Origin of the sequence: Rhodococcus sp. NPDC057529, from assembly GCF_042802055.1 — a bacterium.
In the GTDB taxonomy this organism is placed as follows: Bacteria; Actinomycetota; Actinomycetes; order Mycobacteriales; family Mycobacteriaceae; genus Rhodococcus_F.
The window spans coordinates 71,459-85,263 of record NZ_JBHVEY010000028.1; the positions used below are offsets into that span (position 1 = coordinate 71,459).

The 13,805-nt window shown below is 68.4% G+C and carries 15 protein-coding genes; 3 read left to right on the forward strand and 12 right to left on the reverse strand.

Annotated features, from left to right (window positions below; translation table 11 throughout):
- Nucleotides 1-3: 3 nt before the first annotated feature.
- A complete protein-coding gene (locus ACFU5V_RS36885; protein WP_378441973.1) occupies nt 4-1,506 on the reverse strand; it encodes a CoA-acylating methylmalonate-semialdehyde dehydrogenase in 1,503 nt (500 codons plus the stop codon).
- Nucleotides 1,507-1,602: 96 nt separating this feature from the next.
- Here ACFU5V_RS36885 and ACFU5V_RS36890 point away from each other — a divergent pair, with 96 nt between their 5' ends.
- Nucleotides 1,603-2,184: a nucleotidyltransferase family protein gene (locus ACFU5V_RS36890; RefSeq protein ID WP_378705635.1), complete on the forward strand. Its 582-nt coding sequence runs from the start codon at nt 1,603-1,605 to the stop codon at nt 2,182-2,184.
- A 4-nt stretch (nt 2,185-2,188) separates the two neighbouring features.
- On the opposite strand, the gene ACFU5V_RS36895 is transcribed toward ACFU5V_RS36890, so the two are convergent.
- From ACFU5V_RS36895 to ACFU5V_RS36930, 8 genes are all read right to left on the reverse strand, one after another.
- The gene (locus ACFU5V_RS36895; RefSeq protein ID WP_378705638.1) at nt 2,189-2,680 is read right to left on the reverse strand and encodes a pyridoxamine 5'-phosphate oxidase family protein; all 492 of its coding nucleotides are present in this window, start codon (nt 2,678-2,680) and stop codon (nt 2,189-2,191) included.
- A gap of 36 nt (nt 2,681-2,716) precedes the next feature.
- Nucleotides 2,717-4,039 carry an HNH endonuclease gene (locus ACFU5V_RS36900; RefSeq protein WP_378705641.1) on the reverse strand — a complete coding sequence of 441 codons (1,323 nt, stop codon included), beginning with the start codon at nt 4,037-4,039 and terminating at the stop codon, nt 2,717-2,719.
- 79 nt (nt 4,040-4,118) lie between these two features.
- A complete protein-coding gene (locus ACFU5V_RS36905; RefSeq protein WP_378705643.1) occupies nt 4,119-4,832 on the reverse strand; it encodes a copper homeostasis protein CutC in 714 nt (237 codons plus the stop codon).
- On the reverse strand, nt 4,833-5,612 hold the full coding sequence (gene nagB / locus ACFU5V_RS36910) for a glucosamine-6-phosphate deaminase (protein ID WP_378705646.1): 780 nt from the start codon (nt 5,610-5,612) through the stop codon (nt 4,833-4,835).
- The gene (locus ACFU5V_RS36915) at nt 5,600-6,784 is read right to left on the reverse strand and encodes an N-acetylglucosamine-6-phosphate deacetylase (protein WP_378705648.1); all 1,185 of its coding nucleotides are present in this window, start codon (nt 6,782-6,784) and stop codon (nt 5,600-5,602) included. Before ACFU5V_RS36915 ends, nagB begins: the two co-directional genes overlap by 13 nt.
- On the reverse strand, nt 6,781-8,460 hold the full coding sequence (gene ptsP, locus ACFU5V_RS36920; protein WP_378705650.1) for a phosphoenolpyruvate--protein phosphotransferase: 1,680 nt from the start codon (nt 8,458-8,460) through the stop codon (nt 6,781-6,783). Before ptsP ends, ACFU5V_RS36915 begins: the two co-directional genes overlap by 4 nt.
- Nucleotides 8,460-8,729 (reverse strand): HPr family phosphocarrier protein, encoded by a 270-nt coding sequence (locus ACFU5V_RS36925; protein WP_378705653.1) that lies wholly within the window; start codon nt 8,727-8,729, stop codon nt 8,460-8,462. The genes ptsP and ACFU5V_RS36925 overlap by 1 nt, the downstream gene beginning before the upstream one ends.
- Nucleotides 8,730-8,731: 2 nt before the next feature.
- The gene (locus ACFU5V_RS36930; protein ID WP_206012819.1) at nt 8,732-9,979 is read right to left on the reverse strand and encodes a PTS transporter subunit EIIC; all 1,248 of its coding nucleotides are present in this window, start codon (nt 9,977-9,979) and stop codon (nt 8,732-8,734) included.
- A 166-nt stretch (nt 9,980-10,145) separates the two neighbouring features.
- Here ACFU5V_RS36930 and ACFU5V_RS36935 point away from each other — a divergent pair, with 166 nt between their 5' ends.
- Together ACFU5V_RS36935 and ACFU5V_RS36940 are read left to right on the forward strand one after the other, a co-directional pair.
- Nucleotides 10,146-10,457: a glucose PTS transporter subunit EIIB gene (locus ACFU5V_RS36935; protein ID WP_378705656.1), complete on the forward strand. Its 312-nt coding sequence runs from the start codon at nt 10,146-10,148 to the stop codon at nt 10,455-10,457.
- On the forward strand, nt 10,454-10,918 hold the full coding sequence (locus ACFU5V_RS36940; RefSeq protein WP_378705659.1) for a PTS glucose transporter subunit IIA: 465 nt from the start codon (nt 10,454-10,456) through the stop codon (nt 10,916-10,918). Before ACFU5V_RS36935 ends, ACFU5V_RS36940 begins: the two co-directional genes overlap by 4 nt.
- A gap of 19 nt (nt 10,919-10,937) precedes the next feature.
- Here ACFU5V_RS36940 and ACFU5V_RS36945 read toward each other — a convergent pair whose 3' ends face one another.
- From ACFU5V_RS36945 to ACFU5V_RS36955, 3 genes are all read right to left on the reverse strand, one after another.
- The gene (locus ACFU5V_RS36945; protein ID WP_378705699.1) at nt 10,938-11,681 is read right to left on the reverse strand and encodes a GntR family transcriptional regulator; all 744 of its coding nucleotides are present in this window, start codon (nt 11,679-11,681) and stop codon (nt 10,938-10,940) included.
- A 114-nt stretch (nt 11,682-11,795) separates the two neighbouring features.
- Entirely contained in the window at nt 11,796-12,275 is a 480-nt protein-coding gene (locus ACFU5V_RS36950) for a DUF1990 family protein (RefSeq protein ID WP_378705661.1), read from the reverse strand.
- Nucleotides 12,276-12,355: 80 nt separating this feature from the next.
- Nucleotides 12,356-13,780 carry an FAD-binding oxidoreductase gene (locus ACFU5V_RS36955; protein WP_378705664.1) on the reverse strand — a complete coding sequence of 475 codons (1,425 nt, stop codon included), beginning with the start codon at nt 13,778-13,780 and terminating at the stop codon, nt 12,356-12,358.
- Between the last annotated feature and the right edge of the window lie 25 nt (nt 13,781-13,805).

The window sequence follows — 13,805 nt, forward strand, 5'->3', positions numbered from 1 at the left end:
CGTTCAGTTCATGGTGGGGATGACGAAGTGGTTGGTCTGTTCCTTCTTGCCGGAGGGCCAACGTTGCGTCACGGTCTTGGTCTTGGTGTAGAAGCGGAAGGAGTCGGGACCGTGCTGGTTCAGGTCGCCGAAGCCGGAGCGCTTCCAGCCGCCGAACGTGTGGTACGCGATCGGCACGGGGATCGGCACGTTGACGCCGACCATGCCGACGTTGACGCGGTTCGTGAAGTCGCGGGCCGTGTCGCCGTCGCGGGTGAAGATGGCGACGCCGTTGCCGTACTCGTGTTCGGTGGGCAGGCGGAGCGCCTCCTCGTAGTCCGCGGCGCGGGCGACCAGTAGGACGGGTCCGAAGATCTCTTCCTTGTAGACACGCATGTCGGTGGTGACCTTGTCGAACAGGGTCGCGCCGGCGAAGAAGCCGTTCTCGTGGCCCTCGAGGGTGAAGCCGCGGCCGTCGATCACGGCCTCCGCGCCTTCGTCGATGCCGATCTGGATGTAACTGTTCACCCGCTCGACGGCGTCCTTGCTGACCAGCGGTCCGAAGTCGGCGGACTCGTCGTCGCTGCGGCCGATCGTGAGCTTGCCGACCCGTTCGGTCAGCTTCGCGACGAGCGCATCCGCCGTCTCCTCACCCACCGGCACGGCGACGGAGATGGCCATGCATCGCTCACCCGCGGAGCCGTAACCTGCGCCGATGAGGGCGTCGGCAACCTCGTCGAGGTCGGCGTCGGGCATGATGATCGCGTGGTTCTTCGCGCCACCGAAGCACTGGGCGCGCTTGCCGTGGGCCGCGGCGGTCTCGTAGATGTACTGCGCGATCGGAGTGGACCCGACGAACCCGACCGCCTTGACGCGGTCGTCGGTGAGCAGGACGTCCACCACTTCCTTGTCACCGTTGACCACGTTGAACACACCCGCGGGCAGCCCGGCCTCGAGGAACAGTTCGGCCAGGCGCAGCGGCACCGAGGGGTCGCGCTCGGACGGCTTGAGGATGAAGGCGTTGCCGGCGGCCAGCGCGGGACCGGCCTTCCACAGCGGGATCATGGCCGGGAAGTTGAAGGGCGTGATGCCGGCGACGACGCCGAGCGGCTGACGCATGGAGTACACGTCGATCCCGGTTCCGGCGGATTCCGTGTACTCGCCCTTGAGCAGGTGCGGGGCACCGAGGGCGAACTCGATGACCTCGAGGCCGCGCTGGATGTCGCCCTTCGCGTCGGGGATCGTCTTGCCGTGCTCGGACGACAGGAGGCGCGCCAGCGAATCCATCTCCTCCTGCACGAGCTGGAGGAACTTCATCAGGACGCGCGCCCGCTTCTGCGGGTTGAACAGCGCCCATTCACGCTGAGCTTCCACCGCATTCGCGATGATCGCCTCCGTCTCGGCCTTGTCGGCGAGAGGCACACGCGCCTGCACCTCACCGGTGTTGGGGTCGTAGACGTCGCCGAACTTGTTGGAGGCACCGGGGACGCGCTTGCCGCCGACGAAGTGGGATAGCTCTTGAACCATTGTGCGGACCCGTTCCTTGTTCGATGATGAGGGAGTTCCGAATATGTGCTCATCCTATAGTTGGATGTCCATGTATGTCCACCATATGATCGGAACATGCCGATTCACTCTCCCGAGGAGCTGAACTTCCTCCGCATCCTGCGGACCAACCCGTACATCACCACGATCCTGGATCGTGCACCTCAACTCGGCCTCTCGGACTGGTACCTCACCGCAGGTGCCGTATTCCAGACGGTCTGGAACCACCTCGACGGGCGCGACCCGGAGTCGGGGATCAACGACTACGACCTCTTCTATTTCGACACCGACCTCGGCTACGACGCCGAGGACGACGTCATCCGCCGAGCCGACCCACTGTTCGGCGACCTCGATGTGCGCGTCGAAGTCAGAAACGAAGCGCGTGTGCATCTTTGGTACGAAGATCACTTCGGCGTGCCCTCGACACCCTTCACCGACTGCACGGACGCCATCGACCACTTCGCCTCCACCACCTGCTGCTACGGAATCCGCAGAACCTCCACCGGCGACGAGATCTACGCTCCCCACCGGTTCACCGACCTGTACGACATGGTTCTGCGACCGAATCCCGTCCTCGCTCCACGGGAGGTGTACGAGTCCAAAGCTGCCCGGTGGCAGAAGGAATGGCCCCGTTTGGCCGTGGTGCCGTGGCCGGAGTGAGCAGTCAGTGCTTCCGCACGACGCGCTCGGGCTCGCCCGGTTTCCAGATGGTGATGTCCATGTGGCCGTCGCCGACCTCCACCGCCGAGCCGCCGATCAGGTCGGCTCGGTAGCAGTGATCGAATTCCTGCCCGCGGATGTCGAACCCGGTCTCGTCGAACAGTGCCTGCGCGAAACGCTGATGCAACGCCTTGTCCTGGACGTCGTCGACAACACCCCACAGTTTCGCGTCACCTTCCTTCACCTCGCTGTCGACGGTCGCCGTGTGCAGGCAGAAACGCGGATCGCGAGCCAGATCCTGGAACTTCGTCGTGTTCGGCATTCCGGCGATCCACAACTGATTCTCGAAGAACCTCGGCTCCACCGGGCTGATCCGCGGAAATCCGTCCGAGCGCAGCGTGCCGAGCATGCACAGGTTCTTGGTCGCCGCGTGCCTGCGGGAGAAGATAGCGGCAATCCGCGGAGCAGCGTCGGCGAACTCATTCCAGCTGGCCATGCACTCGACCCTACGACGATTTCCGTCACCGCACGGTCAAGACGCACGCAATTGTGCGATGAGGATCGCCTCGATCTCCGACCGCCGCGCCGCGGACGGCAATCGTGGGGCCACAGACCGGTAATGGTGACCCGTCGGGGCGCGGAGATCGAGAACGTGACGGCGATCGGGCCGACGCACGGGGCGGGCCGTCCAGCCGTCGCCTTCCTTCGCGTAATTGCAGGCCGCGCACAACCCGGCACCGTTATGTGCGGTGGTGGCACCCTTGTTGCGGCGCGAGAGAATGTGATCATGATGGCGGATCGGCGCATCACACCACGGCGTCCGGCACGTCCGGTCCCGCAGGTCGATCAACTTTCGCAAGCTTTTCGGGAACATCCGCGACTGCGACTGCATCGCCGTCAACGACCCCGACACCGGGCACGAGTAGACGTTTCGTAAGGTCACCGCGGTATCACCATCAAGGGCGTCGGCGACCAGTTGCCGGGCGATCCCCGCCGGCACCGGCCCGAACCCCTGAAGCTGCGCCGCCTCACCCTCACCCGCCAGCAAGGTCTCGTCGGAGATCACCAGATTCACCGCCACCGGCACCCCATCGGCGACCGAGGCCCCGGTGCCGCGGTCGAACAACAAGTCCGCCATCAGCTGACTCCGGGTCCGGCCACCACCCTCCCCGGTCGCGATGAGACTGTCCGCATCCCGCCCCAGCGTCGCCTGCAAACACACCGCCTGCTCCACCGGCAACAGCACACTCAGATACGCCATCGAATCCGGCGCCGGCCGCGTCGTCACCCGCCGCTCCGAGACCGCCTTGCGGTACCGGGCCACCACCGCGGCCGCGTCCAGTTCCACGGCCAGAGCCTTCGCCTTCGCGACCAGGCCGCGGTCCCCGACCCCGTCCAGAACGTCCGGGTCCGAACACAACCGGCGATCCACCACCGCACGATCGTGAGCCGACAGACACGCCGTCTCCCGCACCAGCAGGGTCGCCCGCCATTCGTTCAACCGCCCCGACCGCAACAACGCCAACGTGTGCGGCATCTCGTGCACCAGCGCCTGCGCGAACCCCAGATGCCTACCACCACGGTTCGGGGACTCCCTGCGCGCCAACGCAATCTGCGACCCGATACCCCGACCCCACTCCGCCCGCGGCAACCCCCGAACCTTCCGGTCCTCCCGCACACAGGTGGCGACATCGTCGGTGATCACCGCCTGCACCGCACACCCCACCGACTTCAACGACTCCACCGCGTCGAGCCACTCGATCCCCACCCCCGCATCACCACACGCCTCGACGCACCGCAACCGCGCCGTGAACGCCCGCAACTCCTCCAGATCCGGTGCCACCACATCCCCCACGACCAGCCCTCCCCCGAGGTTGTTCGAAACTTTGTTCGACTCTAACAGCTCCACTGGACCAGAGGCAATGGCCGAGAGTTCAGATCCCCAGTGCCGCAGCGGCTGCGAGGGCGAGGGTTTCGTCGACCGCGTCGTAATCGCCCGACCCACCGCCCGGGCCACCACTGTCGGCGACGGTGCGGCGGGCGGACAGGTGTACGGCGTCGACACCGGCGCGCGCGACCGCGGCGATGTCGTCGATGCGGATCCCGCCGCCTGCCATCACCTGGATCCGCCCGTGTGCGTGGGCGACCATGGCCGACAGGGCGTCGAGGCCGTCGATGCAGCGGGGCGCTCCGCCCGAGGTGAGGACCCGGATGATGCCCGACCGCGCGAGCGCGTCGAGGGCCGTCGCCCTGTCGTCGACGACGTCCATCGCACGATGGAACGTCACCTCCACCGCGTACGGGTCGATGCCGTCGAGCAGGCGGGCCAGAGCGTCGCGGTCGACGGCCATGCCGGGTGTGAGTGCACCGACGACGACGCCGGATGCGCCCGCGCCCACCGCGACACGGATGTCGCGGGCCATGACCGCGATCTCGTCGGCGTCGTAGACGAACCCTCCGGGCCGGGACCGGATCAGCGGGTGCACCGCGATCCCCTGAGCCGCAACGGCTTCGATCATTCCGGTGCTCGGCGTCAGTCCGCCGGTCGCGCCGAGGGCGGTGCACAACTCGACGCGCGATGCTCCGGCGCGCCGGGCGATCCGGGCGCCCGCGACGTCCTGGACCGCCAGTTCGAGTACGGGTGCCATCTAGAACGACTGCCAGGAAGGCTTGTGTTCCAGTGCGTACCGGTAGTAGTCGGCGAGTTGCAGCTTGCTCGCCGCGGCCTCGTCGATGACGACGGTGACGTGCGGGTGCAGTTGCATCACCGACGCCGGGCAGAACGCGGAGAGCGGTCCTTCGGCGGCGGCGGCGATCGCTTCGGCCTTGCCCTTGCCGAACGCGATCATCACCAGGTGCCGGGCCTCGCTGATGGTGCCCAGCCCCTGGGTGAGGACGTGGTGCGGGACGTCGTCCACGCTGTCGAAGAACCGCGCGTTGTCGAGTCGGGTCTGCTCGGTGAGGGTCTTGACGCGGGTGCGTGAGGTCAGTGCGGAACCTGGCTCGTTGAACCCGATGTGGCCGTCGGTGCCGATGCCGAGCAGTTGCACGTCGACGCCACCCGCCTCGGCGATGGCCGCGTCGTATCGTGCGCCTTCCTCGGCGATGTCGGGCGATTCGCCGTTCGGGCTGAGCACCCGCTGGGGGTCGAGGTCGACGTGGTCGACGAACTCCGAGCGGATCACCGAGAAGTACGACTGATCGTGGCTTTTCGGCAGCCCCACGTACTCGTCGAGGAGGAAGGCCCGTGCGTCCGCGAAGTCCAGTCCTGACTCGCGGTGCCTGCGTGCGAGTTCGCGGTAGCTTCCGAGCGGGGACGACCCGGTGGCGAGGCCCAGTGTCGCCGGACCGCGTCGGACGTACCCCTCGACGATGTCCGCGACGGTCGTGCTCACCTCCGACGGCGTCTGCCGGATTACGATTTCCATGCGAGTCCTTCCGTTCCGGCGGGCATTCCGCCGGAAAACACGCCACGCGGGCGCAGTTGGTGATCGGTCACGACGATATCTGCGCGGAGGCCCGGGGCCAGGGTGCCGCGTTCGGATTCCAGGCCGAGCAGCCGGGCCGGGGTCCTCGTGGCGGACGCGACGGCGTCGACGAGTTCGACGCCGCTGTCGACAACGGTGGTGCGCACCACGTCCAGCAGTCGTGCGGTGCCGCCTGCAATGGCTCCCTCGGATCCGTCGGCGGTCGCGAGCCGGGCCACCCCGTGCGAGACGCGCACGTCCAGTGGCCCGAGTTGGTAGTCGCCGTCCGAGACACCGGCGGCGGCCATGGCGTCGCTGACGAGGACGATCTGGTCGGGTCCGACGGCGTCGAACACCATCGACACGGTCTCGGGCGCGAGATGCACTCCGTCCGCGATCAATTCGACGACGATGTCGCCGCGACCGGCTGCGGCGAGGAACGCGGCCACCGGCCCCGGCGCGCGGTGGTGCAGCGGCGGCATGGCATTGAACAGGTGTGTGGCGGTCAGCGGCCCGCCGGCGGCGTCGGCGATCCGCGCGGACGTGGTCGCCGCGTCGGTGTCGGTGTGGCCGAGGCTCGGTAACACGCCGCGCCGGCGCATCGCGGTGAGAAGCTCGCCGAAGTGCGCGGTCTCCGGTGCGAGCGTCATCGACCGGACGGTGCCACGCGCGGCGTCGCAGATCCGCTCGAACAGTCCGGGGTCGCCGGGCACCACGGACGCGGGATCCTGCGCACCGCAGCGGGCACCGGAGATGAACGGGCCCTCCAGGTGTATCCCGAGGAGGTCACCGCGTTCCACCAGGTCGGCGAGGATTCCGGCCTGCCGGAGCAGGTCCTGCTCCCCCGCCGAGACCAGGCTCCCCAGCAGTCCGGTGGTGCCGTGCCCACGGTGATGGTCCGTGGCCAGCCTCGCCCCGTCGGCGTCGGCGTTCGGAAAGCCTGCGCCTGCGCCGCCGTGGCAGTGCAGGTCGATCAGGCCCGGCAGTAGTATCGACGAACTCGGGTCCGGCAGCGGCACCTGCCCGCGGTACTGCGACGCGGAACCGACCCAGGAAATTCGGTCGCCGTCGGTGACGACCACGCCGTCGTGGAGGACGCCGTCCTCCACGACGGCCCTGCCCCGCAGGATCATCGGGGTGCCCCGGGCGCGAGAGCCGCGACGGCCGACCGTGCGGCCTGCGGGGACTGTGCGCTGCGCGCGGCGAGGGCCATCTCCCGGCACCGGTCGAGGTCGGTGGCGGCGAGGCGTGCCCGGACGCCGCCCAGCGAGGGCGCCACCATGGACAGGCTGGTGACCCCCAGCCCGACGAGCACCAGCGCCAGCGCGGGATCGGACGCGGCCTCACCGCAGACGCCGACAGGTGTGCCCGCCTCGGCTCCGGCCGCACCGACCAGGCCGATGAGGTCCAGGACCGCGGGCTGCCACGGGTCGAGCAGTGCGGCGAGGCCACCGGCCATCCGGTCGGCGGCGCAGGTGTACTGGCTCAGGTCGTTGGTTCCGATGCTGACGAAATCGAGGTGTTCGAGCAGGTCGCGGGCGCGCAGTGCCGCCGAGGGGATCTCGATCATCGCCCCGACCTTCGCGATGCCGCGGGACCGGGCGAGTGCGGCGAATCCCTCCGCCTCTCCCGCCGTGGCGACCATCGGGGCCATCACCCACACGTCCGCGCCGGTAGCGGAGGCCGCCACGCCGAGCGCTTCCAGTTGGGTGGCCAGGACCTCCGGGTAGACGGAGCCGACCCGCAGCCCCCGCACGCCGAGTGCCGGGTTCTCCTCGGCTCCCAGGTCGAGGAACGGCAGTGGTTTGTCGGATCCGGAATCGAGTGTCCGGACCACCACCTTCCGTCCGGCGAACCGCTCCAGCACGGCGGTGTACGTGGCGATCTGCTCGTCGAGGGTGGGCGCGCTCTGCCTGCCGAGGTAGAGGAACTCGGTGCGGAACAGTCCGACGCCCTCCGAATCCGCGGCGGCGGCGCGCACGGCGTCGTCGACGGTGCCGATGTTGACGAGCAGCCCGACGGGTGCGCCGTCCCGGGTGCGACCCGGACCAGCCGCGGCCGCGACCCGCGCCTGGGCCTCGGCGATCCGCGTCGACACCTCCGACTGCCGGCGTTCGCCGGGGTCGACGACGACCTCGCCCGTGGTGCCGTCGAGCACCACCGGTCTCCCCTCGATCAATCGGTCGAGGTCGGCGCAGTTCACGATTGCGGGCAGGCCGAGCGATTTCGCCAGTATCGCAGTGTGACTCGTGGGCCCGCCCTCCGCGGTGAGCAGGCCCACCACGTCGCTGCCGCCGAGCATCGCGGTGTCCGCGGGCGACAGGTCCCGGGCGACGAGAACGAACGGGTATCCGGGGTCGGGGATTCCGGGCATCGGCACTCCCGACAGCACCGCGACCGCACGATGTCCGAGGTCGCGCAGGTCCGCGACGCGCTCGGCCATGTACCCGCCGAGTGCCTCGAGTGTGACGCAGTAGCCCTCGAACGCGACGCGCACGGCGTGCGCCGTCGGCATGCCGCCGCGAAGGTTCTCCTCGGCGGCGGACACGATTCCCGGGTCGCGGGCCATCGCCGCCGACACCAGCAGGATCTCGGACGCGACACCGTCCACCTGCGCGGCGCGGGCCTCGAGGTCGCCGGACACCGTCGCGAGGGCGTCCCGCACCCGGGCGATCTCCGCTGGGACCGATTCGCCGACAGGGTCGTCGGCGGACGTCTCGACCGGCGTTCCGAACGCGAGCCAGGGCGCGCAGACCAGCCCCGGACTCACCCCGAGTCCGTGCACTGTCTGTTCCGTGGTCGTCGGCATCAGGCGGCGTCGAGGTCGGAGGCGAGCAGGTCGGCGAGGCGGTCGAGGGCCTCCTCGCTGCCCTCTCCTTCTGCGGTGATCGTCACCTCGGTACCGAATGCGGCGCCGAGGGTCATGACCGCGAGCATGCTGCCCGCGTCCACCGGCGTCGACTCGCCGGCGGCGATATGCACCGGGACCGGCACGGCCGCGGCGGCCTGGGTGAATTTCGCTGCAGGGCGGGCGTGCAGGCCCACCTTCGAACCGATGAGGACCGTTCGTGAAGCCATGCTCACTGACCTGCCTTTTCCGTGTCGGTGTCGGTGTTGGTGTCCGCGTCGTCCTCCCGGCCGGGAGTGCGCAGGTTCCATTTCTTGATGACGAAGCTGAACAGGACGTAATAGATCACCGCGTACCCGAGCCCGATGGGGATCAGCATCCACGCGTTGGTGGCCTTGCCGAAGTTGAGGACGTAGTCGAAGAAGCCTGCGGAGAACGTGAATCCGTCGTGGATGCCGAGTGCGTTGACGAGCGCCATCGAGGTGCCGGTGAGGAACGCGTGAATCAGGTACAGCGGCCAGGCGACGAACATGAACGCGAATTCGAGGGGCTCGGTGATCCCGGTGAGGAACGCCGTCAGCGCGGTGGACAGCATGATGCCGCCCACGACCTTCTTCTGCGAGGGCCGGGCGTTGCGCCAGATCGCCAGTGCGGCAGCGGGAAGCGCGAACATCATGATCGGGAAGAAGCCGGTCATGAAGATGCCGGCGCTCGGGTCGCCGGCGAAGAACCGGTTGAGGTCGCCGCGGACGAGTTCTCCGCTCGCGTTCTGGTAGTCGCCGACGAGGAACCACACGGTGGAGTTCAGGATGTGGTGCAGTCCGGTCGGGATGAGCAGGCGGTTGGCCATGCCGTAGACGCCGCCACCGATCACCGAGTTCTCGGCGACCGTCTCGCCCACCCATGTCAGGGCGGAGTTGAACGCCGGGTACAGGAATGCCATGAGGACGCCGACGACGAGACCGGTGACGGCAGTGAGGATGGGAACGAGCCTGCGCCCGTTGAAGAATCCGAGGTAGTCCGGCAGTTTGGTGCGGTAGAACCGCTGCCACAGGATGGCGGACAGCAGACCCATCACGATGCCCGCGAGGACACCGTAGTTGATCAGCGCCTGGTCGCCGTTCGGGTCGGTCTTGCCTTCGAGAACGACCGGCGACATGGCCTCGAACACGCCGTTGATAACCATGTATCCGACCACCGCGGCCAGGGCGGTGGACCCGTCCGCCTTCTTGGCCCAGCCGATGGCGATGCCCACCGCGAAGATGAGGGGCAGCCAGGTGAACACGGCCTGGCCCGCCGCGGAGATGACCGAGGCGGCGGTGTGCATCGAGTCGAACCGGCCGAGGAGGTCGTCCTGGCCGAGTCGCAGCAGGATGCCGGCCGCGGGTAGTACCGCGATCGGCAGCATCAGGCTGCGCCCGAGGCGCTGCAACCCGGCAAACACCGCTGATTCCTTTTTCGGGCTGTCTACGACAGTCATATCGGCCTTCTCTGTGCGCGTCGGTCGCCGAATCGGCGTCTGGTGAGTCCCGAAACCGGTGGCGGCGAGCGCGTCGTACGGCTTCGGGAAAACTATTGTGGACCAGCACCCCCAACGGGTACTGTCCGGTCATAACCAGTTGCTAGTTTGGCCAGGTGAGCACAGGATGTCAACAGGCAAATGTGATCCAGCTAACTCATTCCTCACCATCACCTGCAGCGCACACACGAACTACGAGGGAGAACCGATGTCCAAAGCGGACGCAATCATCAGCGGCCTCGGCGGTGCCGACAACATCGTCGAGATCGAGGCCTGCATCACCCGGCTGCGCACCGAGGTCAAGGACGGCGCCAAGGTCGACGAGGCCGCGCTCAAGGCCGCAGGCGCCCACGGGGTGTTGAAAGCGGGCAGCGTCGTCCAGGTCATCGTCGGCCCCGAGGCGGACACCCTGGCCGAGGACATCGAGGACATCCTGTGAGCCTGTCCGTGCAGGCACCGCTGCCCGGCCGGGTACTCGCCCTGGCCGACGTGCCCGACCCCGTGTTCGCCGGCCAGATGGTGGGTTCCGGAGTCGCGATCGATCCGGCACGCGACCGTGGCGCCCTCGACGTGCTCGCGCCGATCTCGGGCAAGATCCTCAAACTGCACCCGCACGCGTTCGTCATCCTGGGCTCGGCGGGCGGCGGCGTGCTGGTGCACCTGGGAATCGACACCGTGAAGCTGCAGGGCGAGGGGTTCACCCTGCTCGCGGCGGAGGGCGACGAGGTCGACGCCGGCGACCCCGTGGTGCGGTTCGATCCGACCGAGATCGACGGCACCGGGTACTCCGCCGTCTGCCCGATCGTGGTGATGGATTCCACGCCGGATTCGGTGTCCGCCGGCACCATCGGGTCCGACGTGGCCACCGGCGACGTCCTGTTCGACTGGACGGCGCCGTAGAAGCAGAGGGCGGCCGGGCTCAGACGCTGCGCTGAGTCCGCTCCCCCTGAACTTCCATCTGCAGTTGGTAGCGATCGGACCGGTACCAGCTGCGGGTGTGCTCGACCGGTGTGGGCCCGCTGAAGGACACCCGGTCGAAGTACATCACCGGGGCGCCCTTCTTGATGCCGAGCAGGGTCGCGATCTCCTGGCTCGCGCCGTCGGCGCTGACGGTCTGCTCCGCCCGGTCGATCGGCATGTCGTACCGGTCGGCGGTGGCCCGGTAGATCGACCCGGTGAGGTCGAGGTCCAGCAGGCCGGGAAGCAGCGCGGCGTTGAACCAGCCGTCGTCGACGCTGACCGGTTCGCCGTCGGCCAGTCGCAGCCGTTTGACGTGGTAGGCGCTGGTGCCCGGTGCGATCCGCAGCGCCTTCGCGGTGGCCTCGGGCGCCGCGTCCTCCTCGCTCTGGAGCACCACCGTCGTCGGCTTGTGCCCCTGCGCCCGCATTTCCTCCGTGAACGAGGCCAGGTGCAGTTTCGACTGCACCGGACGATGCGCCACGAACGTGCCCTTGCCACGCACCCGCACCAGGTGACCCTCGTTGACGAGCTGCCCGATCGCCTCGCGAACGGTGATGCGACTGACGCCGTAGTCCTGCATCAGTTTTCGTTCACTGGTCATGAGGTCGCCGGGCTGAAGTTCCTTGGTGCACTTGTGCAGCAGGATGGCACGGAGTTGCTCGTGCTTCGGGATCACGCTGTCGCGTAGATGTACGGGCATCATGCCGGCGGCTCCAGCTCTGTTCACGGGTCGGACACATCGGATCAGTCGGTCGGACTCCAAAGGTCCCGTCCGGTCCGGTCCAACACCGAGAATACGTGATCCGAGCGCCCGGGCCTACCGTGCCGCGGCGGCCAACGCCTCGAGGTATCTGCGCGTCATCACCTTCTGCACGACCCGGCCCGCGGGCCCGCCGAGCCGCGTGAACCACCGCCCCGGTTTCGAGAACGCCGACACGGTCGCGACGACGGTGCCGTCCGGCAGCTGTTCGACGACGAAGCTCTCCTCACCGCGCTCGGGATGCCCCGGCAACGTGCCGTACGCGAAGCCCTTGCGCTGCGGATCGTCGAGCACGTAGACGACCCGGCAGGAGAACCTCAGCCGGAACGGACCGACGCCCCAGCGCAGTTCGACCGACGATCCGGGCACGGCGGTCGGGGCCTCGGCCCGCACCTCGAGCCCCGCGCCGCGGTGCATCCCCCAGGCACGCAGATGGGCGGCGACCGCCTCGAATGCGTCTGCCCCGTCACCGATCACCTTCTGCTCACGCAGATGGTGGTATCCCGCGGGAAACGGAACATCGCGGCTCGCACCCACCTCCGGGTACGTGAACGCGGGCAGGTCGTCTCCGGAGGTACTGATGACGGTCGATCCTCTCGGTCGGGAGGTCGCCCAGCCTACTGCTCCGGCCGGGCCGCGGGACGGATGTTCTGATTCACATGGAAGAGGTTGTCCGGATCGTACTTCGCCTTCACCTGCGCCAGCCGGTCGTAGTTGCCGAGGTAGGAGGCACGCACCCGGTCCTCGCCCTCGGACATCATGAAGTTGACGTACGCCCCGCCCGCGGTCGTCGGGTGGAGGGCCTCCCAGTACTGCTTGGCCCAGTCCGTGATGACCTCGGCGTTCGCCGGATCCGGGTCGACCCCGACGATCACGCCCGCCCAGCCGCCGTCCCGGTACGCGAACGCCGTGCCGTCCTCGGCCACCCGCGTCGCCGCGCCGTCGATCGGATACATGTGCATCGTCGAGTGGCCGGTGGGCAGCCGACGGCCGAACTCCAGGTGGATGTCGACGGCCTCGTCGGAGATCTCCCGGACGAAGTCTGCGCGCCAGTACCACTGCAATCCCGCCGGGTACAGTGCGTCGAAGGCCGATTGCAATGCCGTGAAAGGCATTTCGCCGACCCCCACCAGCAGTGGATTACCGAATTCGCGGATCGGTTCGAGCACCGCGTCCGCCTTGCCCGGATCGCCGGTGTAGCACCAGATGATGCCGCACGCCTTGCGGCCCCACAGTTCCTCGGGGAACGGCGGCGCCGGAGGAATGGTCAGCAGACCGATCCAGCCGTTGAGTTCCTCGGGCAGCGACGGCAGGAGTTCGCGGTACCACCGCATCACGTCGGGGGTGTCCTCCAGGTCGTACAGCACCGGCCCGCCGACGACGGTGCCGTGGTCGCCGATCTCGTGACACGCGAACTGGAACGACGTGACCACACCGAAGTTCCCGCCGCCGCCCCGCAGCGCCCAGAACAGGTCCGGATGCGAGCGCTCGCTCGCCGTCACCAGGGTGCCGTCGGCGAGGACGACGTCGGCGGAGAGCAGGTTGTCCACCGTGAGACCGAAACGGCGCGTCAGGTAGCCGATCCCGCCGCCGAGCGTCAGACCGCCGACACCGGTGGAGGCGATGAACCCGGACGGGGTGGCCATGCCGAACGGCACGGTGGCATGGTCGACGTCGCTCCAGGTGCACCCGCCGTCGACCCGGACGGTCCGGTCGGCGGGCGAGACCGTGGTCCCGCGCATCCCCGACAGATCGATCACGAGGGCGTCGTCCCACACGCCGAGGCCTCCCGCGTTGTGTCCGCCTCCGCGAACCGCGAGCTCGACGTGCTGCTCCCGCGCGAACCGCACGCACGCGACGACGTCCGCTGCGTTGGCGCAGCGCGCGATGGCCGCGGGACGACGGTCGATCATCGCGTTGTACACGGCCCGCGCGTCGTCGTAGCCGGCGTCGCCGGGCGTGATCAACTCTCCGCGCAGAGACGCAGCCAGTTCCGTGAAAGGCGGTGTCGTCGTCGGTGTCGAACTGGTGGTGGTGCTCATGACCTTCTCCTCGGATCGGCGGCCC